This window comes from Flavobacterium sp. (assembly GCF_035456225.1).
Lineage (GTDB): Bacteria > Bacteroidota > Bacteroidia > Flavobacteriales > Flavobacteriaceae > Flavobacterium.
In genome coordinates, this window is sequence record NZ_DATIDM010000106.1 from 1 (window position 1) to 25778 (window position 25778).

The 25778-nt window shown below is 36.6% G+C and carries 28 protein-coding genes; 6 read left to right on the top strand and 22 right to left on the bottom strand.

The features are described from left to right. Positions 1 to 190 precede the first annotated feature (190 nt). On the bottom strand, positions 191 to 601 hold the full coding sequence (locus VLB74_RS06355; protein WP_325202618.1) for a DUF4293 domain-containing protein: 411 nt from the start codon (positions 599 to 601) through the stop codon (positions 191 to 193). A 184-nt stretch (positions 602 to 785) separates the two neighbouring features. Here VLB74_RS06355 and rho point away from each other — a divergent pair, with 184 nt between their 5' ends. Next, positions 786 to 2516 (top strand): transcription termination factor Rho, encoded by a 1731-nt coding sequence (gene rho / locus VLB74_RS06360; RefSeq protein WP_325202619.1) that lies wholly within the window; start codon positions 786 to 788, stop codon positions 2514 to 2516. 22 nt (positions 2517 to 2538) lie between these two features. Here the strand turns inward: rho and VLB74_RS06365 are convergent, their stop codons facing one another. The 4 genes from VLB74_RS06365 to VLB74_RS06380 form a co-directional block, all read right to left on the bottom strand. Further along, on the bottom strand, positions 2539 to 2913 hold the full coding sequence (locus VLB74_RS06365) for a hypothetical protein (RefSeq protein ID WP_325202620.1): 375 nt from the start codon (positions 2911 to 2913) through the stop codon (positions 2539 to 2541). Positions 2914 to 2974: 61 nt separating this feature from the next. Further along, positions 2975 to 4090 carry an endonuclease gene (locus VLB74_RS06370; protein WP_325202621.1) on the bottom strand — a complete coding sequence of 372 codons (1116 nt, stop codon included), beginning with the start codon at positions 4088 to 4090 and terminating at the stop codon, positions 2975 to 2977. A 10-nt stretch (positions 4091 to 4100) separates the two neighbouring features. Then, a complete protein-coding gene (locus VLB74_RS06375) occupies positions 4101 to 5315 on the bottom strand; it encodes an RsmB/NOP family class I SAM-dependent RNA methyltransferase (protein ID WP_325202622.1) in 1215 nt (404 codons plus the stop codon). A 49-nt stretch (positions 5316 to 5364) separates the two neighbouring features. Next, entirely contained in the window at positions 5365 to 6240 is an 876-nt protein-coding gene (locus VLB74_RS06380) for an AraC family transcriptional regulator (RefSeq protein WP_325202623.1), read from the bottom strand. Between the two features lie 102 nt (positions 6241 to 6342). Between VLB74_RS06380 and VLB74_RS06385 the strand changes: the two genes are divergently transcribed. Next, the gene (locus VLB74_RS06385; RefSeq protein ID WP_325202624.1) at positions 6343 to 6702 is read left to right on the top strand and encodes a DUF983 domain-containing protein; all 360 of its coding nucleotides are present in this window, start codon (positions 6343 to 6345) and stop codon (positions 6700 to 6702) included. Positions 6703 to 6743: 41 nt separating this feature from the next. Further along, positions 6744 to 7832 carry a WD40/YVTN/BNR-like repeat-containing protein gene (locus VLB74_RS06390; protein WP_325202625.1) on the top strand — a complete coding sequence of 363 codons (1089 nt, stop codon included), beginning with the start codon at positions 6744 to 6746 and terminating at the stop codon, positions 7830 to 7832. A gap of 59 nt (positions 7833 to 7891) precedes the next feature. On the opposite strand, the gene VLB74_RS06395 is transcribed toward VLB74_RS06390, so the two are convergent. The 3 genes from VLB74_RS06395 to VLB74_RS06405 are packed head-to-tail and all read right to left on the bottom strand — an operon-like array spanning position 7892 to position 9335. Further along, positions 7892 to 8338, bottom strand: a complete 447-nt coding sequence (locus VLB74_RS06395) for a sensor of ECF-type sigma factor (RefSeq protein WP_325202626.1) — start codon at positions 8336 to 8338, stop codon at positions 7892 to 7894. A 3-nt stretch (positions 8339 to 8341) separates the two neighbouring features. Then, positions 8342 to 8749 carry a hypothetical protein gene (locus tag VLB74_RS06400; RefSeq protein WP_325202627.1) on the bottom strand — a complete coding sequence of 136 codons (408 nt, stop codon included), beginning with the start codon at positions 8747 to 8749 and terminating at the stop codon, positions 8342 to 8344. Between the two features lie 43 nt (positions 8750 to 8792). After that, positions 8793 to 9335: an RNA polymerase sigma factor gene (locus VLB74_RS06405; RefSeq protein WP_325202628.1), complete on the bottom strand. Its 543-nt coding sequence runs from the start codon at positions 9333 to 9335 to the stop codon at positions 8793 to 8795. A gap of 260 nt (positions 9336 to 9595) precedes the next feature. Here VLB74_RS06405 and VLB74_RS06410 point away from each other — a divergent pair, with 260 nt between their 5' ends. Continuing rightward, positions 9596 to 10267, top strand: a complete 672-nt coding sequence (locus VLB74_RS06410) for an HAD family hydrolase (protein WP_325202629.1) — start codon at positions 9596 to 9598, stop codon at positions 10265 to 10267. An 8-nt stretch (positions 10268 to 10275) separates the two neighbouring features. On the opposite strand, the gene VLB74_RS06415 is transcribed toward VLB74_RS06410, so the two are convergent. Continuing rightward, the gene (locus VLB74_RS06415) at positions 10276 to 11562 is read right to left on the bottom strand and encodes a cryptochrome/photolyase family protein (RefSeq protein WP_325202630.1); all 1287 of its coding nucleotides are present in this window, start codon (positions 11560 to 11562) and stop codon (positions 10276 to 10278) included. Between the two features lie 6 nt (positions 11563 to 11568). Next, positions 11569 to 12027: an SRPBCC family protein gene (locus VLB74_RS06420; protein ID WP_325202631.1), complete on the bottom strand. Its 459-nt coding sequence runs from the start codon at positions 12025 to 12027 to the stop codon at positions 11569 to 11571. Between the two features lie 141 nt (positions 12028 to 12168). Here VLB74_RS06420 and VLB74_RS06425 point away from each other — a divergent pair, with 141 nt between their 5' ends. Next, positions 12169 to 13014, top strand: coding sequence for a DUF2911 domain-containing protein (locus VLB74_RS06425; protein WP_325202632.1), 846 nt, complete (start codon positions 12169 to 12171; stop codon positions 13012 to 13014). Between the two features lie 230 nt (positions 13015 to 13244). On the opposite strand, the gene VLB74_RS06430 is transcribed toward VLB74_RS06425, so the two are convergent. The 12 genes from VLB74_RS06430 to VLB74_RS06485 all read right to left on the bottom strand — a co-directional run bounded on the left by VLB74_RS06430 (position 13245) and on the right by VLB74_RS06485 (position 24837). Then, positions 13245 to 14927, bottom strand: coding sequence for a sodium:solute symporter family protein (locus tag VLB74_RS06430; protein ID WP_325202633.1), 1683 nt, complete (start codon positions 14925 to 14927; stop codon positions 13245 to 13247). A gap of 195 nt (positions 14928 to 15122) precedes the next feature. Beyond that, the gene (locus VLB74_RS06435; protein ID WP_325202634.1) at positions 15123 to 17612 is read right to left on the bottom strand and encodes a PIG-L family deacetylase; all 2490 of its coding nucleotides are present in this window, start codon (positions 17610 to 17612) and stop codon (positions 15123 to 15125) included. Positions 17613 to 17741: 129 nt separating this feature from the next. Further along, the gene (locus tag VLB74_RS06440; protein ID WP_325202635.1) at positions 17742 to 18410 is read right to left on the bottom strand and encodes a hypothetical protein; all 669 of its coding nucleotides are present in this window, start codon (positions 18408 to 18410) and stop codon (positions 17742 to 17744) included. Positions 18411 to 18542: 132 nt separating this feature from the next. Further along, positions 18543 to 18977 carry a hypothetical protein gene (locus VLB74_RS06445; RefSeq protein WP_325202636.1) on the bottom strand — a complete coding sequence of 145 codons (435 nt, stop codon included), beginning with the start codon at positions 18975 to 18977 and terminating at the stop codon, positions 18543 to 18545. Between the two features lie 68 nt (positions 18978 to 19045). Then, positions 19046 to 19630: a Maf-like protein gene (locus tag VLB74_RS06450; RefSeq protein ID WP_325202637.1), complete on the bottom strand. Its 585-nt coding sequence runs from the start codon at positions 19628 to 19630 to the stop codon at positions 19046 to 19048. Next, entirely contained in the window at positions 19623 to 20546 is a 924-nt protein-coding gene (locus tag VLB74_RS06455; protein ID WP_325202638.1) for a geranylgeranylglycerol-phosphate geranylgeranyltransferase, read from the bottom strand. The genes VLB74_RS06450 and VLB74_RS06455 overlap by 8 nt, the downstream gene beginning before the upstream one ends. A 93-nt stretch (positions 20547 to 20639) precedes the next feature. Then, entirely contained in the window at positions 20640 to 21167 is a 528-nt protein-coding gene (locus VLB74_RS06460) for a KdsC family phosphatase (RefSeq protein ID WP_035630476.1), read from the bottom strand. Beyond that, positions 21160 to 21915: a Rossmann-like and DUF2520 domain-containing protein gene (locus VLB74_RS06465; RefSeq protein WP_325202639.1), complete on the bottom strand. Its 756-nt coding sequence runs from the start codon at positions 21913 to 21915 to the stop codon at positions 21160 to 21162. The genes VLB74_RS06460 and VLB74_RS06465 overlap by 8 nt, the downstream gene beginning before the upstream one ends. A 7-nt stretch (positions 21916 to 21922) precedes the next feature. Beyond that, entirely contained in the window at positions 21923 to 22678 is a 756-nt protein-coding gene (gene tpiA, locus VLB74_RS06470) for a triose-phosphate isomerase (protein ID WP_325202640.1), read from the bottom strand. Further along, complete coding sequence (locus VLB74_RS06475; protein ID WP_325202641.1) at positions 22678 to 23175, bottom strand: TlpA family protein disulfide reductase; 498 nt, start codon at positions 23173 to 23175, stop codon at positions 22678 to 22680. The genes tpiA and VLB74_RS06475 overlap by 1 nt, the downstream gene beginning before the upstream one ends. A 2-nt stretch (positions 23176 to 23177) precedes the next feature. Next, on the bottom strand, positions 23178 to 24278 hold the full coding sequence (locus VLB74_RS06480; RefSeq protein ID WP_325202642.1) for a MauE/DoxX family redox-associated membrane protein: 1101 nt from the start codon (positions 24276 to 24278) through the stop codon (positions 23178 to 23180). A 13-nt stretch (positions 24279 to 24291) separates the two neighbouring features. Then, the gene (locus VLB74_RS06485) at positions 24292 to 24837 is read right to left on the bottom strand and encodes a DUF1599 domain-containing protein (protein ID WP_325202643.1); all 546 of its coding nucleotides are present in this window, start codon (positions 24835 to 24837) and stop codon (positions 24292 to 24294) included. A 116-nt stretch (positions 24838 to 24953) separates the two neighbouring features. On the opposite strand from VLB74_RS06485, the gene folP reads away from it, so the two are divergent. Beyond that, positions 24954 to 25778, top strand: a complete 825-nt coding sequence (gene folP / locus VLB74_RS06490; protein WP_325202644.1) for a dihydropteroate synthase — start codon at positions 24954 to 24956, stop codon at positions 25776 to 25778.

The following is a 25778-nucleotide window of genomic DNA, read 5'->3' on the forward strand; positions in this document are numbered from 1 at the left end:
TCCAAATGTAAGATTTTAATCTAGAATTAGCATCACCGAAATTGGTGATTTTATATCACCAAATTTGGTGATATGTAAAATAATAATCCTGTGTTTTTTTGATACTATTGAATGTCATTTCAGGTCATAAAAAAATCCGAACCAGTTAAGATTCGGATTTTTCGCGCACTAATAAACTAAGATGAAAGGTTTATCGTAATCGGTCTACAGATTTTACGAGATCTTCGTCCTTTTTGATGGCCTTATTGGCTAAGACTAACAAAACGATAGAAATTACAGGAAGAAACATCCCAATACCCTTCTCAGAAACCGTAGTTTCTCCGGATAGACTTAGTAAACGATACACAAATAATCCTAGTAATATAAAGTTTAATATTATGTTCAGTCGGTTCATCACAAACTGATTTTGTCTTTTCTTAAAACTAACAATGCTTACTAAGGCAAGTGTGGTACACAATCCAAAAATTGCAGAATAGGCTATATCTTGCCTTGCATAGAAATCTTTCCCCTGCATATCTTCCCATAACGGCAAAACAAACGACAGAACCCCTGAACAAACAAAGGCAAGGAAAAGATAAACAGTCTGAATTCTTTGTATCATTTTTTGGTTTATTGTAGGACAAAAATAGTTTCTTTTTCCAATAAATACTATTGTTTTTTAAATAAAATTCGTATTATTGCATAACAAAATCGTAAGTACTTCATTTTACGATTGTTTCAATTCAAAAAAGATCCTTACCCAAATTTTTGTATCACATTACTATAATTAAATTCAGATACACTACATGTTTGATATTTCTGTATTAAAAGAAATGAAGCTTCCTGAGCTTCAAGAAATTGCTAAAATAGCCAAAATCAATAAATATCGTAATCTTAAGAAAGACGAATTGGTTTATCAGATTTTGGACTACCAGGCGGCTAATCCTGAAGTTGTTAAACCGGCTCTTCAGGAAACTCCACAACCGGAAGAAAAGGCAAAGCGAGCACGCATTAAGCCTGTTAAAGAAGAGGCAAAGGCACCTGCTCCGGTTGAGAAAAAAACATTCACACCCAAGCACAAGAAGGCTGCTGAAACTGAATCAAAAGAGGAAGTTGTTGAAAAACCTACTACTGAAGCAGCGGAACCAAAGCGCGAAAATTTCGTAAACAAAAAGAAAGAGTTTGTCAAAAAACCGCACTTTACGAAAGAAAGCAGTCAAAATATCAAGATCAGACCAGCACAAAATAAAGAAGTTGAAGAAACAACTTCAATTTCCGAAGTAGCGGAACCAGTTACAGAAGCTCCGGTTGCTAAACCTCAAAATCCTAATCAGGGAGGTGCCAATCAAAATAATCCCAATCAGAACCAAAATCCGAATCAAAAACACAAAAAGCAGAATTTCAGAGAACCTGAATATGAATTCGACGGAATCATAGAAAGTGAAGGCGTTCTGGAAATGATGCCTGATGGTTACGGTTTCTTGCGTTCTTCAGATTATAATTACCTTGCTTCACCTGACGATATTTATTTGTCAACGTCCCAAATTCGTTTATTTGGATTGAAAACCGGGGATACCGTTAAAGGTGTTGTTCGTCCTCCGAAAGAAGGAGAGAAATACTTCCCATTGGTAAAAGTATTGAAAATCAACGGACATGATCCTCAAGTAGTTCGTGATAGAATTTCATTTGAACATTTAACACCGGTTTTCCCAACTGAAAAATTCCGTTTAGCAGAAAGACAAAGCACGATTTCAACCCGTGTTATCGATTTATTCTCTCCAATAGGAAAAGGACAGCGTGGTATGATTGTGGCACAGCCAAAAACGGGTAAGACAATGTTGTTGAAAGACATTGCCAATGCGATTGCAGCTAATCATCCTGAAGTATATTTAATTGTATTGTTGATTGACGAACGTCCGGAAGAGGTAACCGACATGCAGCGCAGTGTAAGAGGAGAAGTTATCGCTTCTACTTTTGACAGGGAGCCGCAGGAGCACGTTAAAATCGCAAACATCGTTTTGGAAAAAGCAAAACGTTTGGTGGAATGTGGTCATGATGTTGTAGTTCTTTTGGATTCGATTACGCGTTTAGCAAGAGCTTATAATACAGTTCAGCCTGCGTCCGGAAAAGTATTGAGTGGAGGTGTGGATGCGAATGCGCTTCAAAAACCAAAACGTTTCTTCGGAGCGGCTCGTAATGTAGAAAACGGTGGTTCGTTAAGTATCATCGCGACTGCACTGACAGAAACCGGTTCGAAAATGGACGAGGTTATCTTTGAAGAATTCAAAGGAACAGGTAACATGGAATTACAGTTGGACAGAAAGATTGCCAACAGACGTATTTTCCCTGCCATCGACCTTACATCTTCAAGTACGCGTCGTGACGATTTATTGTTGGATGAAAATACAATCCAGAGAATGTGGATCATGCGTAAATACCTTGCGGATATGAATCCGGTGGAAGCGATGGATTTCATCAACGACCGATTCAAAAAAACCAGAAACAACGAAGAGTTCCTGATTTCGATGAACGATTAAGAATATAAATTTAAAGAGAGGTTTACAGCCTCTCTTTTTTTATGGCAATAATCAGTAATACTGCAAAGCATAAAAATGGTAAAGCCGAAAGGGTTATTTTATGATTGGAAGATAGAACTCCGACAAGCAGCACCAGAAGCATTAGGATACTAATGAGTATCATACCAAATACATTGAGTTTTTTCGGGCTATTGTTCTTAATGACACAATATAATAGTATTAGCTGACCGCCAATGCTTGCAAGAATGAGAGGATGCGTTAAGTTTTCCAACGAATGAGTTTGTCTGAATAGTAACTCGTATTCAATTTCATAAAGAAACGCACTTTTTCCTTGTCCCCATTCTGTATAGCCAAATAAGGAAGTTATTAAAAGACCGATATTCGCTATTCGTTTCATAATAGTAAAGTAACAAAAAAATCCACCATTGGTGGATTTTTTATGAATTATGTGAAGTATATTAATTCACTATTATTTTCTTAGTTGTTGTTTGGTTGTCGGCAGAAGACAGTTTTATGAAATAAAAGCCTTGAGTTAAATTATCCAATGTATAAGTGTTTTGGATTCCGTTAGGGTTTTTAATGTTCTTGATCACTTGCCCGTTTACATTGATTAGCTGAATTTCAACTAATTCTTTTTCAGATGTGATGTTGATTCGGTTATCTTTCGTTGGGTTAGGGTATATTGAAACGTTTGCAAGAGTGTCGAAAGATTCTGTTGCCAACGTTGGTCCCCAAATTACAGCTACCCATTCAGGATGGTCGATATATGGATTTCTGTTGTTCTGACGGGCATAAACCGCGTTATTTCTGTCGATTTCTCTTTGACTAACCGGATCCAAAATATGCCATTGTTTTAATATTTCAAGATGCGTATTGGTTAAAACCTGATTGCTTGTTCCGTTAAACATCGTATACGACCACCCGGCCACCTGATCTTCATAACGTGTTGCAAAATACAAGATCATTCGTGCAATATCACCTTTAAATTCATTGATTGGCTCAAAAATGGTTCCGCTATATCCGGCAGAATAACCTGAATTTAAGTTTGGTCCTCTTTTCGATCCATTGGAATAAGTGTTTGTTGGGGCACTTGTTCTTCCAAATGGAAAATCACCTCTTTGGGCATTTACATATTTATCTGAAGGAACTACGAAATGAGCATCAGAATACATAGGTGTTGCCGAATTGAAAACGGATTGAGGTATAATGTGTTCACGATTGTATTTTTGACATTCAGAAGTACCTCCAGTTCCGTCATCCTGATTTACGCCATACGTAAATTCACAATTATCCGTTCCGGTCGGGTTTTCTGTATACATGTCCAGCATCGTACCATTATTTTCGTAATAATGATCAACATCGGAAGTAGTATATGTAACATAAAGTCCTGCATATCCCTGATCTGTTGATAAATGTTCCGAAGCTAAACCGTCATTAACATTGTCAATAATCTTTTTTAACTGCGATTTCAGGGTATATCCTGTTCCTGTCGCCGTGTTGTAATATCCTGTCGGAATTTGAGCAAAACCCATGGTAATGCTTAATAAAAACACTAAAGTGTAGATTTTTTTCATTTGGGATGATTTATTGTTTTCTATCTAATAAAGCCATGTAAAAACCATCAAATCCCGACTCCGAAGCCAAGACTTTTACATCTTTTACAAAGGTGAAATTTTTTCCGCTTTCTGTTTTTAAGAACTTTTCAATTTGTTCCTGATTTTCAGAGGGTAAGATCGAACAAGTAGCATATACTAACTTACCGCCCGGTTTCACAATTTTAGAGTAACTTTCTAAAACTTCAGCCTGTACTTTTTTAATGTTATCAATGAATTCCGGCTGTAGTTTCCACTTGCTGTCCGGATTACGTTTTAAAACTCCTAAACCGCTGCATGGAGCATCAATTAAAACTCTGTCGGCTTTTTCGTGAAGTTTTTTTATCGTTTTTGTTCCTTCAATTACACGAGGTTCAATGTTGAAAGCACCATTTCTTTTGGCGCGAAGTTTCAACTGTTTTAGTTTGCTTTCATACAAATCCATTGCAATCAATTGTCCTTTGTTTTCCATTAAAGAAGCAATATGCAATGTTTTTCCTCCGGCACCTGCGCAGGTATCGACGATTCTCATCCCTGGTTTTACATCTAGGAAACGGGCAACCAATTGTGAAGACGCGTCCTGAACCTCAAACAAACCTTCTTTGAAAGCATCTGTTAAAAAAACATTGGCTCTTTCCTTTAGAATTAGAGCGTCTGGATATTCTTTAGGAAGATCAGTATCGATATCTAAATCCATTAGGATAGCGCGCAATTTTTCACGAGTGGTTTTCAAAGTATTCACACGAAGAATCACTTTTGCCTGTTCATTTTGTGCGTGGAGTTCTTTGGTCCATAGGTCGGTACCTAATTCTTTTTCGCCCAATTCATCCATCCAGTCCGGAATAGATTCACGGAACTTTCTGATTTTTGAAAGCTCATCAAAACGACCTTTGATTTTTCGAACAGGTGTGGTTTCAAAGTATTTCCAGTCGGGTAGGGTGTAACCTCGTAAAACGGCCCAAACCGCAAACATTCTCCAGATATTATCTCTGTCGTACGGTTCTTTTACTTCAGCGATTTCTGCATACAAACGCTTCCATCGAACGATTTCATAAATGGTTTCCGCAACGAATTTTCGGTCATGACTTCCCCAGCGTTTGTCTTTTTTCAAAGCAAAAGCTACCACCTTATCGGCATATTGTTCTTCATTGAAAATCGCCATTAGCGAGTCAATGGTTGTAAATACTAAATTTCTGTGTAATCTCATTGTAAAAAAATAAGCCTGCAAAGATAACAAATTTATCTTTCCGTGTGAGTTATCTGTATTTTTTTATGAAGTGAGAAGGTGTTTCTCCACATTTCTTCGTGAAAAGTTTCGAGAAATAAGCATAATCTTCATAACCCAAAAGATCTGCAATCTGATTGAAATTCAATTTTCGGGCAATCATTTCACGTTTGGCTTCCAGAAAAATCCTGTCCAGAATGATGTCGGTTGTGGTTTTCCTCACCATACTCTGCGTGATTCGGTTTAGGTGTTTCGAGGATATGTTTAACCAGTCAGCATATTGCGAAGGCGATTTCTCCGATTTATAATGTTCTTCCACTAAAGCTTCAAAGGTTTGAAATTTAAGTGTATATGAATTCTGCGGCATCACTTCCAATTCGTTTTTCTGAATATATTGTCGTGTACTTTCAATGTAAATTAAATCGATGAGCGAAATAATTTTATTCGATTTTAAAAGATTATCTGATTGATTTTCCGAATAAATCTGTTCGAAAAGTGATTTGAAACAGACAATGTCAGATGATTTTAAATGCAATACCGGCGAATTCTGAACGCTGTAAAAAAACGGAAAATTGTTTACCCGATTTTTAGTGTAATGAATATCGTAAAACGATTGCGTATGAAAGAATATAAAGCCCTGAATATCATCCGATAATTCCCAATGATGTATTTGCCCGGGATTCATAAAGAACAGACTTCCCGGTTTTACGTCGTATTTTACAAAATCGATTTCGTGAGTTCCGCTTCCATGTGTAAAAAGTACAGTTAAATAGAAGTTGTGTCTGTGAGGTTTGAAAATGTTTTTATGGCTTGAAATTAAATGATTTGCTATCGTATTTGCGTAAAAATACGTTCTGTTTTTATCTGATTCGAATTGCTGAATGTCTAAAACAGTAAAATTTTTCATGGTCTGATAGTTTTTCCAATGTCCTAAAAGTACAAATTATTGTGACATTCGTCTATGGTTTGCTTTTATATATTTCAGACATTTGTATCAAATAAATTATTTATGTCAACTTTAATAGATATACTCACCGAAAAATGTCCGAAATGCGGTAAAGGAAAAGTGTTTTCAGAAAAAGGGAATATTTTTCTTTTTCGATTGCCAAAAATGCACACCAATTGCTCGCACTGCAATCATAAGTTTGAAAAAGAACCGGGTTATTTTTTTGGATCTATGTTCGTTAGTTATGTAGTAGCTGTTGCCGAAATGATTATTTTCTTCCTGATTGCTAATCAGTTTATTGACAGCTATCTGACCATTGTGGTTTTAATAGGCCTACTTTCAGTGGTTTTGAGTACATTTAATTTCAGGTTTTCCAGAATGCTCTGGATTTATATGCTGGACGGAAAAAACAAACAGCTTTAACGGAAAAATCTTTATAAATTAGCGTTTCTAAAACTTTAGAAATGAAAAAAAGTTTGTTGGTTTTGCTTTCGGTGGCAAGTTTTTCCTGTAGCGTGAAAAAGGTTTCAGATACTCCAAAATCAGAAGTTCCCAAAATTGAGGAAGTGATTTTCAAGCCAAGTTTCACTGCTGTGGAAATAGATACTTTGCTATCTGAAAAATTGAGTATCCGTGCTATTTGCATCGACAGTAATAAAGTCTGGTATGCTGCGAATAATGGTAATTACGGTTATCTGAATCTGAATGGAGGGAAAAATTTCGTTGGCAATATCGTCAAAGACACGTTGAAACTGGAATTCAGGAGCATCGCGCAAACGAAAGATAATATTTTCATTTTAAGCATTGGAAATCCGGGGTTATTATATCGGATTTCAAAAGACGAAAAGGAAGCTCAATTGGTGTATCAGGAAAAAGGCGAAAAAGTTTTCTACGATGCCATCAATTTCTTTAATGACAAAGACGGAATAGCTGTGGGCGACCCAACCGAAGATTGTTTTTCATTGATAACTACGAATGACGGAGGGCAAACCTGGAAAAAAAAATCCTGTAAAAATGTACCAAAAGTTGCCGATGGAGAAGCTTTTTTTGCAGCCAGCAATACCAATATCAATATAAAAGGCGATAAGATCTGGATTGCGTCAGGCGGAAAGAAATCTAATATTTTTTATTCCGGCGACAAAGGAAAATCGTGGCATGTCATTACAACACCAATCATCCAGGGAAGTGAGATGACCGGAATGTTCTCTGCAGATTTTTACAATGAAAAAATCGGTTTTGCTACTGGTGGCGATTATGAAAAACCGAATCAGAATTTCGGAAATAAAATCATCACAGTTGATGGAGGAAAAACGTGGAATTTAGTCGGTGAAAATGAGGGATATGGTTATGGTTCCTGTGTTCAGTTTGTGCCGGGAAGTAATGGAAATGAATTGCTGACCGTTGGTGCTTCCGGCGTATTTTATTCTTACGATCAGGGGAAAAAATGGAAGAAAATTGCTGATTATAAGGATTTGTTCACCATCCGTTTTATCGATTCCAAAACCGCAATTGCTGCGGGAAACAAAAAAATCCTCAAAATAAGATTTAAATAGAAAAAGGAGCAGATACTCCTTTTTCTATATTCTATTCTCTATGTTCTTTTCTCTTTCTTCTACTTTCTATTCTCTTTAATCTGCTTAATCAGTTTCCGGTTGAAATCGTCTTCCGCTTTTTTCAGTTTCAGGATTTTTACAGAACCAATTACCGGACGTAAATCACTGCTGAGTTTTTTGCGCAGCTGAAACATTTTTTCTTCTGTTTCTTCCATTTGTGCTAAAAGGGTTGCTGCTTCTTTCTCACTCATTTTGTCTACACTTTCGCCGTCCATGCGTTTTTTCAAATTTCTCATTTTTTCATGACGCATTTCAAATTGTTTTTCTTCGAATGTGTTGTAAATAGGCCAGAATTTTTCTGCTTCTTCTTTAGATAAATTTAGTTCCGTTGTAATGAAAGCTACTTTTAACTGTTTGATTTGCTCACGTTTTTCATCGTTTGGTTGAGCAAAAGAAAAGGTAGAAATCAAAAGAAAAACTATTGGTAAAATTCTCTTTAGTGTCATAATTTATTCATTTAAATAAACATCTACATTGTTTTCGTTTTCAGATAAATAACTTTCAACCGATTCATCGTTTAAAGCTATTGATTTTTCTAATTCATTAATATCGTGCTGATCGAGTTCCATCATAATCTCATCTGCGTTCATATTGCTGGCTAAATAGTTTTCAACCGTAGTTTCGTCAAGAGCGGCTTTCGACTGATAATTAAAATATAAAGTCAAACCAAAAACAACTAAAGCAACGGCCGCAGCACTTGAAATCCATACCGATTTGCGTTGCCATAACGAAATCACTTTCACTTCCTGTTGCGGAAGCTGATTCATTATTTTAGCTTCAAAATTTTCAAAATAACCCTCCGGAATTTTAAATCCCGTTTCAATTTTTGGGTCGTTATGTAAATCAAACTTTTTCATATTCATATATCATACACATTGGACAAATTTTACCGTTAAAGGTTTAATCTTCATTTAAAAAATCTTCTATTTTTTTTACGGCATGGAAGTAGGACGCTTTCAGTCCGCCTACCGAAGTGCCGAGGATTTCGGATATCTCTTCGTATTTCAGTTCCTGAAAATATTTCATCTTAAAAACCAATTGTTGTTTTTCCGGTAATGTAGCTAATGCCTTTTGTAATTTCAACTGGATTTCATCACCGTCATAATCAACATCAGCCTGTAAATTGTTAATCATTTTGTCTTTGATTTCTTCGCTGGAAATACCAGATTTTTTGGCTCGCTGGTTGATGAACGTAATCGATTCGTTCGTTGCAATCCTGTACATCCAGGAAAACAATTTGCTTTCACCTTTAAAATTCTTCAGGCCTTGAAAAACTTTTACAAAAGTGTTTTGCAGTACATCATCGGTATCATCGTGATTCAGCACAATGGTTCGGATATGGTTGTACAACGGACGCTGGTATTCACGCACTAACCTGCGAAACGCTTCATTTTGCGTTTTTGGGTTCAGTAAGTCGGCTATGAATTCTTTTTCGTCCTGCAAGTGAAATCGATTTATATTTAAGACTAAAGTTACGGCAAATAGTTTAATCTTGTTGTTTTTGGAGCGAATGGTCGTTTTGTGTCGGCAATGGCAATTCCTGCTGTCCGCTGTATCTTTTTACCTGGTCATTTCGAGAACCTCAATATCCATGTAAAAAGGATGCCGCTCCCATCAGGGCTAAAAAGTAAGCCATTTTCATTTTTGTTAACATATATTTCGGCTTGCATTTGTACCTTTGCGCCACACAACACGATGATATAATGATAAAGACTGTAATTTTCGACATGGACGGTGTGATTGTCGACACGGAACCAGTTCACAAATACGCTTATTTTACACATTTTGACGAACTGGGAATCCAGGTTACCGAAGAAATGTATGCTTCTTTTACCGGAAATTCAACCCGAAATGTTTTCCAACGCATCAAGGAGACTTTCAATTTAGAACACGAAGTAGAAGATTTGATTCTGCGCAAACGGCACCTTTTTAATGAAGCGTTCGATACCAAACCCGATTTAGAATTGATTTCAGGAGTACATGACTTGATTAAAAACCTTCATGAAAACGGGATGCAGCTTATCTTGGCTTCGTCGGCATCGAAAGGAACGATTCAGCGTGTTTTCAATCGTTTTGATTTACATCAGTATTTTACGCATAAGGTAAGTGGCGAAGATTTCCCGAAATCCAAACCAGATCCGGCTATATTTCTTCATGCCGCATCACTATCCGAGGCTCCAAAAGAAAACTGTATCGTAATCGAAGACAGCACCAGCGGAATCAAGGCTTCCAAAGCAGCAGAAATTTTCTGTATCGGTTACCATAGCGAAAATTCTAAACATCAGGATTTATCCTTGGCGGATCATATCATTCATCATTTTGATGAGATTGATTATGATATTGTTTCGACTATTAAGTTGAAGAACAACATATAATAAAGAGGTTAACCAACAGCTTCTTTATAAACAAGCAGGCATTTTTCCCTTGCTTCTTTATGATCTACAATGGGTTTCTGGTACTTTGAAGTTTCAAGTTCCGGAACCCATTTTTTAATGTATTTCAAATCCTTGTCGAATTTTTTAATCTGCTCGGTTGGGTTAAAAATCCTGAAATACGGAGCAGCATCGACTCCGCTTCCCGCCGCCCATTGCCAATTGCCGACATTGCTTGATTGTTCATAATCCAACAGTTTCTGAGCAAAATACGTTTCTCCCCAGCGCCAGTCAATCAACAGATGTTTGCAGAGAAAACTGGCTACAATCATTCGAACGCGATTGTGCATGTGTCCGGTAGCGTTCAGTTCGCGCATGCCTGCATCCACAAAGGGATACCCCGTTTTTCCTTCACACCATTTTTGAAATAATTTCTCATCGTTAGCCCATTTTATAGCATCATATTTTGCTTTGAAACTTCGGTTCACTGTATGTGGAAAATGCCATAAAATCTGCATGAAGAATTCTCGCCATATGAGTTCATTTAAAAAGGTTTCATTTTTGGCTTCGGCGGCTTTTTTCACAATTTCCCGAATAGAGACAAGTCCAAATCTCAAATAGACTCCCAACATCGAAGTGCCCTGAATGGAAGGGAAGTTCCGTGTAGCTTCATAATTTTCGATTAGTTTTTCCGATATGTCAAAGGCCTGAACTTTAATTGATGAAGTCGTAAAACCGATTTCAGACAATGTCAGAAACGGGTAGGAGTGTGGCTTGAAATTGTTGAGGAAGTTTTCAGACGGATAATGAACTAAAGTTTTTTTTCGGAAGTTTTCCTTCCATTTTTTTGAATAAGGAGTATATACAACGTATGGGCTTCCGTCATCTTTAGCGATTTCACTTTTTTCAAAAATCACCTGGTCTTTACATGTTTTGAATTCAATCCCGTTTTCTTTAAACAGAAGATTTAGCTCTTTGTCTCTTTTTCGGGCATACGGCTCATAATCATGATTGGTGAAAACAGTGGTAATACTATTTTCGGAAATAAGTTTTTTAAAGGTATTTTCTGGAGTCCCATGAAAAATTGCCAGCGATTTACCAATAGTTTTAAGCTGCGCTTGTATTTTTTCTAATTGGTCATGAATGAAGGTTACCCGCGCGTCGTCTTTTGATAATTGTGAAAGTATGTTTTCATCAAAAATAAAAACAGGCAAAACTTCTTCACTGCTGTTTAAGGCATGATAAAGTCCCGTATTATCGTATAACCGTAAATCGCGTCTGAACCAGAAAATTGTCATGCCAAATTATTTAAATTTTCCAAAAAGGTCTGTCAGTTTTTGTTTTCTGAAATCGAAAATTTCCTTGAGTTTTGGTTTTACAAGAATTGGATGAAATAATCTTCCGATAAAACCCAAAGGCAGTTTGTAATGTACTATATCTTCAATTTCAACACCTCCTTCAATTTCCCTGAAAAAATGCTTGTGATGCCAAAATTTATACGGACCAGAACGTTGTTCATCCACAAAATATTCCTTTTCCTTAACATGTGTAATTTCAGTTACCCATTCCGTCGTAAATCCGCTAAACGGTGAAATTTTATAATGGATGATTTGTCCGGAAAACATTTTTCGTTCGTCACCCGAAAGCGTTTCAAACCTCATGGAATCAGGAGTAATGTTATTCAGGTTTTTAGGATCTGAAAAGAATTCCCAGGCTTCGTCGATTCCAATAGGTAATTGCTGAATGCTTTTTAAAGTGTACATTTTTTCTGTAAAATTACAATTTTGTCGAGTGTTATTAAAAAATGATAATCATGATTAAAAATTTTTTAGACTATTCTTAACAGTTGAGTTTATATTTTTCTTTATTTTCGTTTTACATAATTCAAAAAAACTAATAGCAATATGAAAAAAATAATTTGTACCGCAATTTTTGCATTTGCAACGTTGGCAATGCAGGCGCAGGTTAAAACACCACAAGCCAGTCCTGGGGCTAAAATAGAACAGGTTGTGGGACTTACAAATGTTGAAATTGATTATTCCCGTCCAAGTATTAAAGGAAGAACTGTTTTTGGCGAATTGGTTCCTTACGGTAAAATGTGGCGAACCGGAGCAAATGCAAATACTGTTATTTCTTTCAGTGAAGATGTAGTTATAGGAGGTAAAAAATTAGAAAAAGGAAAATATGCCTTATTTACATTCCCAAAAGCAGACAGCTGGGATGTGATTTTCTATAAAGATACTAATAATTGGGGGCTTCCCGAAAGTTGGGATGATTCCAAAGTAGCATTGCGCACTACTGTAAAACCGGAGACGTTAAACAGAAAAGTGGAGACATTCACTATCGGTGTTAATAATGTGGATAATGATTTCGGATTCCTTGAGTTGTCTTGGGAGAAAACAATTGTAGCGGTTAAATTTGAAGTACCTACTCAAAAAACAGCTATGGAAAGCATCGAAAAAACATTGGGCGGACCAAAAGCAGCTGATTATTTTTCATCAGCACAGTATTTATATCAATCTAACGGTGATTTAAACAAAGCGTTGACATGGGTTAACAAATCTATTGAAATGGAAAAAGAAGCCCCATTTTGGTATTTACGTCTGAAGTCACTTATTCAGGCTAAAAAAGGCGATAAAGTTGGTGCTATCGAAACTGCAAAGCAATCTTTAGCGGGTGCAGAAAAAGCAAAAAATGCAGATTATGTTAAGATGAACAAAGATTCGATTTCAGAATGGTCGAAGAAATAATTCATAATTGATAAGAAAATAAAAAAGGCTGTTATTTGACAGCCTTTTTTATTTTTAACCCTTACTGTATTCCTTTTGTGACCATAATAGTCAATTAAGTTTTTTGACGATTAGGAAATCTTCTATGGCTTATATGTTTATCAAATGTTGATCCATTTAGGTAATATTTTTTTGTGGAAATCATTTAAGTCATTTAGTTTTTAAAATTCTGCCTTTTGAGACAGCCTTTTTTATTCTTTGGCCTTAACGAATATTTGAAGCAATATTCCCAATAGGATAGTGAGAATTGCCCCAATGAAATTCAGCCAAAGGAAACTAACCACGTCAAGATAGTAAATGTAAAAGATGGTTAACTGGGTAATTACCGCACTCCAGAAAACTGCTTCGGCTTTCACAAATTTCACGTAAAAAGCTACGAGGAAAATGCCTAAAACGGTGCCGTAAAAAATAGAACCGATTATATTGACCAACTGAATCAGGTTTTCGAAAAGAGTACCCACACAAGCGAAAAGAATGGCTATAATTCCCCAAAGCAGTGTAAATAATTTTGTTGAGTTTACAAAGTGTTTATCGGATTTATCGGCTTTAAGATTTCGTTTGTAGATGTCAATTGTTGTGGTCGATGCCAATGCAGATAATCCCGAAGCTGAAGAAGACATTGCTGCAGAAAATATAACGGCAAGCAACAAACCAATCAGCCCTTTTGGTAAAAAATGTAGAATGAAATACAAGAAAACATAATCCTTATCGTTGGTTTCTGTTTTGCTGTCCACTTCACTTATAATTTCTTTTGCCTGTTCACGCAAATCTTTTTCTTTTCCTGATAAAGAGACCATTTTTTGCTGCAGGATAGGGTTGTCAAAATCCTGATTCAATTGGCCTACATATAACAGGCTGATTTCTTTCTTTTCCTCCTGAACGGCGTCAAGTTGCTTTTCTAATTTCTCAAAATCGGCTTTTCTGGAAGAGTTTTTTACCAATTCATTATTGGTTGGATTAAAATGTAATGGGGCCGAATGAAATTGGAAAAAAACAAAAACCATTACACCGGTTAGCAGAATTAAAAACTGCATTGGCACTTTTAGTAAACCATTCATAATCAGTCCTAACTGACTTTCGCGAATCGATTTTCCGGTAAGATAGCGTCCAACCTGTGACTGATCGGTTCCAAAATAAGAAAGAGCCAAAAAGAATCCACCAGTAATTCCGCTCCAGAAAGTATATCGTGTTTCAGGATCAAACGAAAAATCCAGAATATCCATTTTATCATTGGCTCCGGCAATTCCCAATGCATTACTAAAGCTTAATTCTTCGGGAAGGTTATTCAAAATCAGGAAAAAGGTAATGAACATTCCCGTCATAATAACAAACATTTGCTGTTTTTGGGTGACGTTGACAGCTTTTGTCCCTCCAGTAAAAGTATAGACAATGACCATTAGGCCAATTACAACATTCATCAGGGTAAGGTTCCATCCTAATAAAGCTGAAAGAATAATCGCCGGTGCATAAATGGTTAAACCGGTTCCTAGTCCGCGTTGCACTAAAAAAAGGATCGAAGCAAGGGAGCGTGTTTTTACGTCAAAACGCTGTTCAAGGAATTCGTAAGCGGTGAAAACCTTAAGTCGGTGGTAAATCGGAATAAAAGTGATGCAGATGACCACCATTGCAATCGGCAATCCAAAATAAAACTGTACAAACCCCATCCCGTCGTGATATGCCTGTCCGGGTGTTGAAAGAAATGTAATCGCACTTGCTTGAGTCGCCATTACAGATATACCAACCATCCACCACGGCGTCTCCTTGTTTGCCAATATATATTCCTCGACGTTTTTACTTCCTTTGGTTTTCCAGGTTCCGTAAATAACTATAAATAAAAGGGTTACGGATAATACAATCCAATCGATTAGTTGCATGGCTTAAGCGTACATTTGCATTAAAAAATAGAACAGTAAAATATAAAAAGCATTAAGCAACAGTACGAAAGTGTAGCTTCTTTTCCATTTGAATTCCCGAATTTCTTTCATTGTTTTTTATCTCTTCTTGATTCTTGATTCTTATCCCTTTTTCTTATCCCTTATCCCTTTTTCTTTATCCCTTTTCTATCCTAATTACTCTCCAACAGCAATCAAATTGGCCATTAAACGGAAAGCACCCGGTACTCCTTCAGGTAATTCCCGGAAGAAACTCAAACCAGTATAAATATAGTGACCGTTTCCGTATTTTGCTATCAGTAATCCGCCTTCTTTCGGGGTTTCGTTTTTATCGTGAGCCGAAAGTATAGGAGTAAATTTTCCGCTCCATTTGTTCGGATAATACAATCCCTGTTCCTGAATCCAGCATTCAAAGTCCTTTTCGGTGATTTTATTCGGGAAGTTTAAAACGGGGTGTTTCGGATTTAAGAACGTTACTTTAGCACCTTCTTCAGTAACTCTGTCTTGCGATAATTTCAGTTCATAAGGAGCAATGTCGTTAGTAACTAATTTTCCGGTTGTATTGTATTGAACTATCATCGTTCCGCCTTTTTTTACATAATCAAAGAGGATGTTTTGTTTGAACTTTAATGCGTCGACAGTATTATAAGCACGGATTCCGACAAGGATAGCATCAAAATCCTTAATATTTTCGGTTGTTATTTTTTCAGGTGAAAGCAGCGTTACATTGTAATCCATTTGGCGTAAACTTTCAGGAACTTCGTCACCGGCTCCCATAATGTATCCGATATTTGTACCTCGGGTTTCAATTTCAATTTTATTGAATTTAGCTTCTGATGGCAACAAAACCTGTTGAAGCGGAATATGCGAATAATCAATGGTAACCAGTTTTTTATCGAATCGGACACCGTCAATTACAGCAATGCTTTTTGCAATAGCTTCGGTTGGATAGTTTGGAGGTGTTATTTCGAACACAACCGTTTTTTCGCCTCCTTTTTGGGCGATTTCAAAGGCAATTTTCTTTGGCCATACTTTCCAGTCTGCCGGTAAATCGAAGATTACGTCTCCTTTGCAATTGTCTTTTCCTGCTTTGACTTTTACTGAAACAATGTGTTTTCTGTTGTTTGGGAATAATTCAACTTTGTTTAAGATTTCGGTTGTTACTTCCGGAAGCACAGCGAATGGTTTGTACATTTCTCCTTTTACCGGATCATTAAATTTATAAATCACATTTTTATAAATATCAAACGTAACATCACAAAGTCGGATTTTCCAATGTAATTTCAACAGATCGGTTTCGGATTTACCAATCATGTTCATATCGGACACCGAAAACAAGCCTAATGTTCCTTTTTTGTTTAGCCAATAAGGAGATGAAAACGGGACACTTTCCGAAATCTTGACTTGTTTTTCAGTTTTAAAAGGAATGTTGTTTTCCAGTTTTTTATCCTCGGTCAGAACCGTATTCAAAAACTCGGCTGAAATTATTTCTATAGGTTCATTGCATCGGCTCGTTGCTTCTAACTTTAATGTAATTTCACTGTTTGGATTTGTATTTTGAATTGAAGCAACACCTTCCAGATACAAACCACAAGTAGCCACAATAATGTTTTCAAGTTCTTGTTTTTTGATAGTTTTCCAGTGTTCGTCTTCAAGCTGATTGATTAATTTGTACGCTTCAATCAGTTTTGTCAAATGAACTTCCGGATTTTTGAAGTTGAAATTCTTTTGAATATCAGTAAGGATTTTACCGATGGTTTCGCCGCCTTTTACTCTTGTCCAAGAAGTATTTATGCCGTCAAAGATGTTGTTTTTGTCTTTTGGAAGATCACCTTTTAAAAAGTCAAGATATTCCGTTTCATTGCCTCTTGTTCCTGTAGTTCCGAATCCCTGGCATTGGTGCTGACTTCGGCTTAAAGCTGCAATTTCACCGTTGCTTTTTCCTTTTAAAGGATAATAAACACCGGTATTGATAGCAAAAAGATTGGACTTGTCTGCCTTTTTGAAATTTTCCTCGCTGCCGTAAAAAAACCAGGAAGTATTAAAAAATAAACGTTTTGGCTTCCAGGTGGAAAGCGTTTTCAGGTGTTCCGGATAAATTTCGGAGTCACTGGCTTTATCAAATGCTTCGTAACTTAAAATAGCAGAAGCGGTATGATGACCGTGAGTAGTTCCTGGTGTTTGGTGATTAAAACGGTTGATGATTATGTCAGGCTTGAATCGTCTGATAGTAAGGATTACGTCATTTAAAATAGAATCCTTATTCCATATCTCAAAAGTTTCAAGCGGTTCTTTTGAATACCCGAAATCATTGGCACGGGTAAAATACTGTTCGCCACCGTCTATTCTTCTGGCTGCTAAAAGTTCCTGTGTTCGTAAAACGCCTAGAAGCTCTTTAAGTTCGGTACCGATAAGATTCTGTCCGCCATCGCCTCGGGTTAATGATAAATAACCTGTTCGTGCTTTGGTTTCATTTGATAAATAGGAGATGAGTTTAGTATTTTCATCATCGGGATGGGCAGCGACATAAAGAACAGATCCAAGAAAGTTTAATTTTTCTATCTGATTGTAAATATCGGAAGATGTTGGTTTTTGCGGTTGTTGTGCAAGAAGAGGTTGCAAAAAAAGCAGGGAAAATATATATAAGAGTATGCAGTGCTTCTTCATAATGTAATGTTATTCTTGTTTTTCAAATATAGTGAAATTGACGTTTAGACGATTGTATTTAATAAAAATAAAGAAGCAAAGACACTAACGCCTTTGCTTCTTTTCCGCATTAATTATGATAGATTGAATTTAACCTCTTTGTCCTCCATGGTCTCTTCCGCCGCCATTACCGTGGCCATTTCCATTTCCATGTCCGTTCCCTTTGCCATTTCCTCCATTTCCGCGACCATTTCCATGACCTTCGTCACTTTTGCTATGGCCATTTCCGGAATTTTTGTATTCTGTACGGTAGTAGTCATCATGTTTTTTCTCACCACGATTATCATTATTACCTCTCTGATAATCCGATCTATAATCATCATTTCGATCATCATTTCGATGGTTATGATAACCATCTCTCGGGCCATTGTAAACTACTTGCGGACGAACGCCTATGGTTCTTTGGTAAGGGCCTTTGTATCCGTGACAGTATTTTACTTTATGATGCTTATAATAAACATAAGGATTAGGACCATAATCATGCAAACAAACTTTGTAGGCACCATATAAATCATAATGTCTGTATCTGTATGGTAAATAAGCAGCTCTGATCCATCCGCCTCCATCAAAGTAGATAAACATAGCTGATGGGATATCGTAATATACTTCAATATCGGGAATGTAGTAATAGCGTGTTTCTGCATAACCAACCGGACCCCATAGTGGAGGTGTGTTAATGTTCACATTCACAGCAACCTGAGCGTTCGCACTTAAGGTTATTAAAAACAATCCTGCGAATAATAGTTTGAAAGTTTTCATGATTCTAAAATTTAATTAGCATTAGTTTAGTGGGTTTGTTAGTAAAGTGTTTCCAACTACCGTGCCAAAAAATGTTTGGACAAAAAAAGACAAGCATTGCTTGTCTTTACTATATAAATAAAATCTAATTTTTTAGTGTCCTTTACCATGTTTACCATGCTTGTTTTCACCATGATGATGACCACTATTTCCCTTAGATTTATGTGGTTTCTGGCCTTTTACGATATACCCTTTAGGATATTTTGATTTATGGGTGTAGAAATATTCATAAGGACTATCACCTCTGTAAGGAAGGATTACTTTGCATCCATGATGTAAATCAAAGTGTGAATAGTGTGCTGGCAATCTTTTACATCTGATCCATCTTTTTTTGGAAGGATAGATAAACATTGCATGTGGTACATCATAATAAACCTGAATATCCGGTATATAATAGTAATGTGCATCGTGAGTATCTGCTGGCCCCCAAGCCGGGATATTGATATTCACATTAACATCTACTTGTGCATTTGCAGAAGTTGATGCTAAAACGATTAGTCCGAAAAATAATAATTTTAGTGTTTTCATTCGATTAAATTTTTAGGGTTTGGATTTGGGATAAACGATAAAAGTAATGAAATATTTTATAATTGTTTTTAGATAAAACTATCCAAATGCTGGTATACTTTATCTACCGGAAGTCCGACAACATTCGCATAGGAACCATCAATCCTAGCAATTGCCACTAAGCCAATCCATTCCTGTATTCCATAAGAACCCGCTTTATCAAAGGGTTTGTAATTGTCTAAATAATACTTAATGGCTTCGTCGGAAAGCGTATTAAATGTTACTTTGGTAACCTCATGAAAAGTATCTTTTTTAGATTTTGTTTTTATACAGACCGAAGTAATAACTTCATGCGTTTTTCCTGATAAAGACTGAAGCATCTTAAACGCATCGTCGTAGTTTTTCGGCTTTCCTAATGCTTTGTTTTCATGCCATACAATGGTATCGCTTGTTACCAGAACATCATTATCGGAAAGCTCATTGTTAAAAGCATTTGCTTTTAGTTCGGCCAAATAATCTGTAATTGCTCCGGCTTTCAGATTTTCAGGATAAATTTCTTCGACTTCTTTTAAACGTATTTCAAAATCCAGATCCAAATCCCTGAAAAACTGCTGACGCCTTGGCGAACCGGATGCCAGAATAATATTGAAATTCTTCAGTTTCTCTTTAAGCATTTCCTTTCATATTTAATGTTATGACCACGATGGAAAGTATTCCAAACAGCATTACAAGTTTTAGTATCAGACTCAAATGATTAAAATCTTTCTTTGTTGTCGCGTTCCATATTTTTATTAAGAAGTAGAGTAGTGGGCCTAATACAAAAAGTAAAGCATAATACATTACCCATTGTATTTCCGATAAATTTTCATTAACGTAAAAAATCAGTAAAGTTATCGGAATGAAGGTTAATCCAAAAATCAGTTTTGAAGTCCTGGCTCTACCTAAAACTATGGGAAGCGTACTCATACCTGAATTATAATCACCGTCCATATCTTCAATGTCTTTTACTATTTCACGAATAACATTGATGATAAAAGCAAAGAGTGCATAATCCAAAAGGATACTGAAGATTACTCCCATTTGCTCACGGTTACCATCATAAGTTGCAGGATATAAGTCAAAGATACCAACCAAAATAATACTAAACGATACTAACAGCGCTACAATAATATTTCCAATTAACAGGTTTTGCTTTAAATTGGTTGCATAGATGTACAGAAGGAAAGCAACTGCTATGAAGATTCCTAAATAACTTGGTTTTTCAATGACATTCGACAAGTAAAATCCGATTCCTACTCCAATAATGTTCAATGTTACATAAATGTTATAGGCCATTCCTTCGGAAATATGGTTGCCGACAATAACCTTTTTTGGTTTAGAAAATCTGTCGGTTTCCTGATCCATAATATTATTAATTACATAACCACCGGCCGCAATGGCAACTGTAGCAATTACTAAAAGTATAAATTGCCAATCTGCTAATGCTAAACTTAAATCCTGTTGTTTTTTAAAGAAAAGAAAGTGGAAAACAAGCTGCGTCAGGGCCAGCATCAGTAGGTTTTGAAAACGGATTAGTTTAAGAAAGTTCATAGTTTATTGTTGGTGTTTAGTAATCAGTAATTAGTGTTCAGTTTTCAGCGATCACTTTTCTGCTAACTGAACACTGAATACTGATACTAGTATCTAGTCAAATTTCGCGTCAAAATGCTCCATCCATTTTCCCTGAACCTTCATTACCTGCTCAATAACGTCGCGCACGGCACCTTTTCCTCCGTTTCGATGAGAAATGTAATTGGAAATGTTTTTGATTTCAGGAACAGCATCTTGCGGGCAGGTTGGTAATCCTACCAATTGCATTACATGATAATCCGGAATATCGTCACCCATGTATAAAACCTGTTCCGGCTTGATATTGTAGATATCCGTGAATTCTTTAAAGGTATCAACTTTATTAGGCACCCCTAAATGAATATCAGTGATACCAAGGTTTCGTAATCGAACACGAACACCTTCGTTACTTCCACCGGAAATGATGCAAACCGTATAGCCATTTTCCACAGCTGCTTTCATTGCATAACCGTCGCGAATATTCATTTCACGCAGCATTTCTCCGGTTGGTGTAATGTGAACGGTTCCGTCGGTAAGTACGCCATCAACATCAAAAACAAACGTAGTGATGTCGTTCATGATTTCTTTATAACTTTTAGCCATTGTATTTTTGTATGGATTGGGTTAACAATTCGTAAATTGTTTTTTTATTCTCGTCTTCTAAAAAAGACAAATGTTTTTCGATTGTTTTCTGGTCGTTTCGTTTTGCAGGACCGGTTTGTGCTTCCAGCGGAGAAAGCGTTTTGATTTTATCGGCTGTTTCCTGAATCAGAGGCATTAATATTTCGAAAGGAACCTGATTTTGGTCACAGATTTCTTTTCCTAACAAATACAAGTGATTCACAAAATTGCATGAGAAAACAGCGGCAATATGCAGACTTTGTCTTTGTTCCGAATTGATTTTAAATACTTTATCAGAAACAATTTTTCCTAGTTTTTCCAAAATTTCATAATCCGATTCATTTTCAGATTCGAGACAAAGAGGAACCTTTTTAAAATCGATTTTCTTTGTTTTCGAAAAAGTTTGTAACGGATAGAAAACTCCTCGGCGGTTTTTATTGTTTAATGCTTCCAAACCGGTACTTCCCGAAGTATGAATTACGAATTGGTTTTCAAACGGAAGTTGCTCTGAAACTTCTGCAATCGCACCGTCCGTAACAGAAATAATGGTTATATCAGCAGGCTTTAGATTGGAATATAGCGATGTAATCTTATCCGTAGCAATCAAATGAGCTATGCTTTCTGAATTACGGGCAAAAACCTGTTGCAGCACTATGGTTTCAGTTTGCTGAAAAACCGAAATCAAATGTTGCGCCACATTTCCGGAACCAATGATGTTAACCGTAATCATATCTGATTTATTCAACAGCACTCACAATTGCCACAAAATCCTCTGACACTAATGAAGCACCGCCTATTAATCCGCCGTCAACATCAGGTTTGGAGAAAATTTCTTTTGCATTTTCTGGTTTTACACTTCCTCCGTAAAGAATAGAAACATTTTCGGCTACAGAACTTCCGTATTGGTGCTGAATAGTTTCACGGATGAAATGATGCATTTCCTGTGCTTGTTCCGGAGTTGCGGTTTCCCCGGTTCCGATGGCCCAAACTGGTTCATAAGCCAAAACGATATTTACCCACTCGTTGGCTCCTAAATGAAACAATCCATCTCTCAACTGATTATCCACCACATTGAAGTGTTGTTTATTCTGACGGTCTTTTAATTCTTCTCCGATACAGAAAATCACGCGCATTTCGTGTTTTAATGCCGTATCAACTTTATTGGCTAAAAGTGCGTCCGTTTCTTTGAAATAAGCACGTCTTTCGGAATGACCTAATATTACATTATTTACACCTACAGATGTCAGCATACTAGCCGAAACTTCTCCGGTGAATGCGCCGCCTTCTGCCTGATGCATGTTCTGTGCAGCCACACTGATATTGGTATGTTCCAAAATATGTACAGCCTGCGATAAGTTAACAAAAGATGGAGCAACAATCACCTCTACTTCTTTTCCTGACGGAAGTTGGTTTAAGATATCCGCTAATAACTGGGCAGTTTCCCCAGCATTTTTATTCATTTTCCAGTTGCCTGCAACTATGTTGTGTCTCATTAGTTTATTGTTTTTAATGTCTCAATCAATTTTAAATCATCGGCTTCAATTGCTCTGAAAAGTGCAATGTTTCCTTTTTTGTCAACGACTAAATAGCGAGGAATCCAGGTTAAATCTATTGCCTTTCCGAAAACTCCTTTCATACCGTCAGTTGCCATATAGTGCTCACCTGTTACTTCGTGTTTTTGAATTCCTTTTTGCCATGCTTCTGCTGTTTTGTCCATCGAAATAAACAGATAAGTAACATTTGGAAACTGACTTTGTAACGCTTTTACTTTTGGCATTCCTTTAATGCAATCCGAGCACCAGGACGCCCAAATGTCAAGAACAACTGTTTTTCCTTTGTATTTTTTCAGGATATCTTTAAACGTTATTGTGCTTCCGTCTAAAGTTACCATTTCATTTTTCAGAGCTTCTTTTTTGAAAGTAGTCTGCTCTTCCTGTGCACAGGACGAAAGCGTAAAGGCAAAAAACAGAATTGCTAAAAATTTGTTCATGATTATTTTTTTAATTCCGAGTAGGTTTTGTTAATAATGGTTTGGTATTCAGTAGGGTTGAATTTATTATCCGTTGTTCCGTAGTAAAATTTATATTCGTTTCCGTTCCATAGGTATTTTACCCCCGGAGTGTCTTTTCCGGAACCCAATACACCCCAAAACGGGATAACGTCAATCATCACATACGGATATTGTGCTCCGGCAAATTTGAAGAAATCCGGTATTTTTTCAGGCTCTTCATTCATGAAAATGATTTTTATTTCCGGGAAATTAGGATCTTTCCTTTTCATCTCGGTCAGTTCTTTGGCGGCTTCCATGCAATGATCACAACCTGGAACGAAGAAACATAGTGTTTTACGGCCTTTATCGATATCGGAAAAATATTTTGCGTAACCTGATTTTCGCTTCGCTGGCTCATTAACTGGTGCTTTTTCAACTACTTTTTCAGTCTCTTTTTTAGTAGTATTCTCTTTAACAGAGTCAGTTTTGGTAATCGGTAAATTATTTTCTTCAGCCGGAATAGATGTACTGTCGGTGCTTGTTTCCAAGGTTCCAATAGTTGTCACTGGTTCAATTACATCGTATGAAGTAGTTTTTTTGATCGGCGCCAATAAAAAGATTCCCAAAATTGTAAGGATTGTAATTAAACCTACCACCCAGAATTTAGAAGTAGGGGCATCATCATCGGTTAATTTATAAAGCCAGGCCAATAAAACAACCGCAACAATATTTTTTATGATAGCTTCAATCGGCGTCATCGGGAGTAATTCACCAAAACAACCGCAATTTCCTGTGTTTCCACCGCTTAAGAAAGTCTGATACGATAAATGCCCTATAAAAACCACCAATAGTAAAATTGTAGCGGGGATGATTAATCTTTTCAGATAATTATTCTGCAAAATCAAAATTCCCAGAGCCAATTCGATTCCTATCAGAATACGGGAAAACCAAGGCGCTATCATCTCGGAAAAACCAAGAGGATATAATTGTTTCACTTCAAAAGTCGAAATAGCAAAATAGGGTGAAGGATACATTTTTGCTACGGCCGAAATGATGAACAAGATTGCTATTAAAATTCGTATTGCAGTTGAAGCGTATTTCATATCTAGTTATTATTTATTTTTTTGCAAAACCCATTAGAATAAGGGCAAAAACAGAATAGTTAATCATATCCTGATAATTGGCATCGATACCTTCAGAAACCAATGTTTTTCCTTTATTGTCTTCAATTTGTTTGACACGAAGCAATTTTTGCAGAATCAGGTCGGTAAGCGAACTTACTCGCATATCACGCCAAGCTTCACCATAATCGTGATTTTTAGCTTCCATCAGATCTTTGGTAATCTGTACTTTCTCATCGTATAATCTAACGGCTGTTTCCCAGTCTAAATCCGGTTGGTCTGCAACGCCTAAATCCAATGAGATAAGTGCCATAATCGAATAATTTATGATACCGATGAATTCCCCTGTTTCGTCTTCGTCAATTTTACGTACTTCATTTTCCTGTAAACTACGGATGCGTTGGGCCTTGATAAAAATCTGGTCAGTTAATGAAGGCAGGCGTAAAATTCGCCATGCGCTCCCGTAATCCTTCATTTTCTTTGTATATAAATCGCGGCAAATGCCAATTACCTTGTCAAATTCCTGTGAAGTCGTATTCATTTAAGTTATCTTTGTTTCTTGAGTTTTCAAATGTAAAGAAATTAAGGCGAAGTACAAAGCCGAATGATTAGGCAATATAATTTTGGAATTCACTTTCTTAATAGCTTATTTATAGTATGAATATCAATTGCAAAGGGCAACTTGTCGATTTGTCCCAACCCAAAATAATGGGAATTCTGAATATTACACCGGATTCATTTTTTGATGGAGGCAGATATAAAACGGACGAAGATTTTCTGAATCAGACCGAAAAAATGCTTAAAGAAGGAGCAATTTTTATTGATATTGGCGCTTATTCTTCGAGACCTAATGCGGCTTTTGTGTCGGAATCGGAAGAGTTGTCCCGATTACTTCCGATAGTTGAATTGATTGGTGAAAATTTTCCAGAGGCCATTTTATCCATAGATACCTTCAGGGCTAATGTAGCCCAACAGGCAATTGAAAGCGGAGCCGCTATGATTAACGATATTTCTGCGGGATTATTAGATGAGCAAATGTTAGAAATAATGGCTAATGCTAATGTTCCGTACATCATGATGCACATGAGGGGGACACCGCAAACAATGGCTACACTTACGCAGTATGATGACATTGTAAAAGAAATGATTTCCTATTTCGCCGAACGAATTGGCGCTGCGAGAAAATTAGGCATCAACGATATTATTGTTGATCCCGGATTTGGTTTCGCAAAGACACTGGAACAGAACTATGAAGTCCTTCAGAAATTGGAATTATTTCAGATGTTGGAAGTTCCTCTTTTATCGGCTGTATCCAGAAAATCAATGATTTATAAGTTACTGGAAACCAATCAGAATGAAGCACTCAACGGAACTACAGTTTTAAATACAATTTCTCTTTTGAAAGGAGCAAAAGTCCTTCGGGTACATGATGTTAAAGAAGCTGCGGAATGTGTTCGTTTGTGTTCTTTAATCCAAAATTAA

Coding starts and splice junctions, on each gene's coding strand:
- VLB74_RS06415 (WP_325202630.1), bottom strand. CDS start 11,562: ATGACAATTTTCTGGTTCAGACGCGATTTACGGTTATACGATAATACG.
- VLB74_RS06435 (WP_325202634.1), bottom strand. CDS start 17,612: ATGAAGAAGCACTGCATACTCTTATATATATTTTCCCTGCTTTTTTTG.
- VLB74_RS06375 (WP_325202622.1), bottom strand. CDS start 5,315: ATGAGATTACACAGAAATTTAGTATTTACAACCATTGACTCGCTAATG.
- VLB74_RS06400 (WP_325202627.1), bottom strand. CDS start 8,749: ATGAAAAAGTTTGATTTACATAACGACCCAAAAATTGAAACGGGATTT.
- VLB74_RS06420 (WP_325202631.1), bottom strand. CDS start 12,027: ATGTACACTTTAAAAAGCATTCAGCAATTACCTATTGGAATCGACGAA.
- VLB74_RS06485 (WP_325202643.1), bottom strand. CDS start 24,837: ATGAATACGACTTCACAGGAATTTGACAAGGTAATTGGCATTTGCCGC.
- folP (WP_325202644.1), top strand. CDS start 24,954: ATGAATATCAATTGCAAAGGGCAACTTGTCGATTTGTCCCAACCCAAA.
- VLB74_RS06465 (WP_325202639.1), bottom strand. CDS start 21,915: ATGATTACGGTTAACATCATTGGTTCCGGAAATGTGGCGCAACATTTG.
- VLB74_RS06425 (WP_325202632.1), top strand. CDS start 12,169: ATGAAAAAAATAATTTGTACCGCAATTTTTGCATTTGCAACGTTGGCA.
- VLB74_RS06370 (WP_325202621.1), bottom strand. CDS start 4,090: ATGAAAAAAATCTACACTTTAGTGTTTTTATTAAGCATTACCATGGGT.
- VLB74_RS06365 (WP_325202620.1), bottom strand. CDS start 2,913: ATGAAACGAATAGCGAATATCGGTCTTTTAATAACTTCCTTATTTGGC.
- VLB74_RS06355 (WP_325202618.1), bottom strand. CDS start 601: ATGATACAAAGAATTCAGACTGTTTATCTTTTCCTTGCCTTTGTTTGT.
- VLB74_RS06430 (WP_325202633.1), bottom strand. CDS start 14,927: ATGCAACTAATCGATTGGATTGTATTATCCGTAACCCTTTTATTTATA.
- VLB74_RS06440 (WP_325202635.1), bottom strand. CDS start 18,410: ATGAAAACTTTCAAACTATTATTCGCAGGATTGTTTTTAATAACCTTA.
- VLB74_RS06395 (WP_325202626.1), bottom strand. CDS start 8,338: ATGACACTAAAGAGAATTTTACCAATAGTTTTTCTTTTGATTTCTACC.
- VLB74_RS06460 (WP_035630476.1), bottom strand. CDS start 21,167: ATGGCTAAAAGTTATAAAGAAATCATGAACGACATCACTACGTTTGTT.
- VLB74_RS06385 (WP_325202624.1), top strand. CDS start 6,343: ATGTCAACTTTAATAGATATACTCACCGAAAAATGTCCGAAATGCGGT.
- VLB74_RS06455 (WP_325202638.1), bottom strand. CDS start 20,546: ATGAACTTTCTTAAACTAATCCGTTTTCAAAACCTACTGATGCTGGCC.
- VLB74_RS06480 (WP_325202642.1), bottom strand. CDS start 24,278: ATGAAATACGCTTCAACTGCAATACGAATTTTAATAGCAATCTTGTTC.
- VLB74_RS06380 (WP_325202623.1), bottom strand. CDS start 6,240: ATGAAAAATTTTACTGTTTTAGACATTCAGCAATTCGAATCAGATAAA.
- tpiA (WP_325202640.1), bottom strand. CDS start 22,678: ATGAGACACAACATAGTTGCAGGCAACTGGAAAATGAATAAAAATGCT.
- VLB74_RS06445 (WP_325202636.1), bottom strand. CDS start 18,977: ATGAAAACACTAAAATTATTATTTTTCGGACTAATCGTTTTAGCATCA.
- VLB74_RS06450 (WP_325202637.1), bottom strand. CDS start 19,630: ATGCTTAAAGAGAAACTGAAGAATTTCAATATTATTCTGGCATCCGGT.
- VLB74_RS06475 (WP_325202641.1), bottom strand. CDS start 23,175: ATGAACAAATTTTTAGCAATTCTGTTTTTTGCCTTTACGCTTTCGTCC.
- VLB74_RS06390 (WP_325202625.1), top strand. CDS start 6,744: ATGAAAAAAAGTTTGTTGGTTTTGCTTTCGGTGGCAAGTTTTTCCTGT.
- VLB74_RS06410 (WP_325202629.1), top strand. CDS start 9,596: ATGATAAAGACTGTAATTTTCGACATGGACGGTGTGATTGTCGACACG.
- rho (WP_325202619.1), top strand. CDS start 786: ATGTTTGATATTTCTGTATTAAAAGAAATGAAGCTTCCTGAGCTTCAA.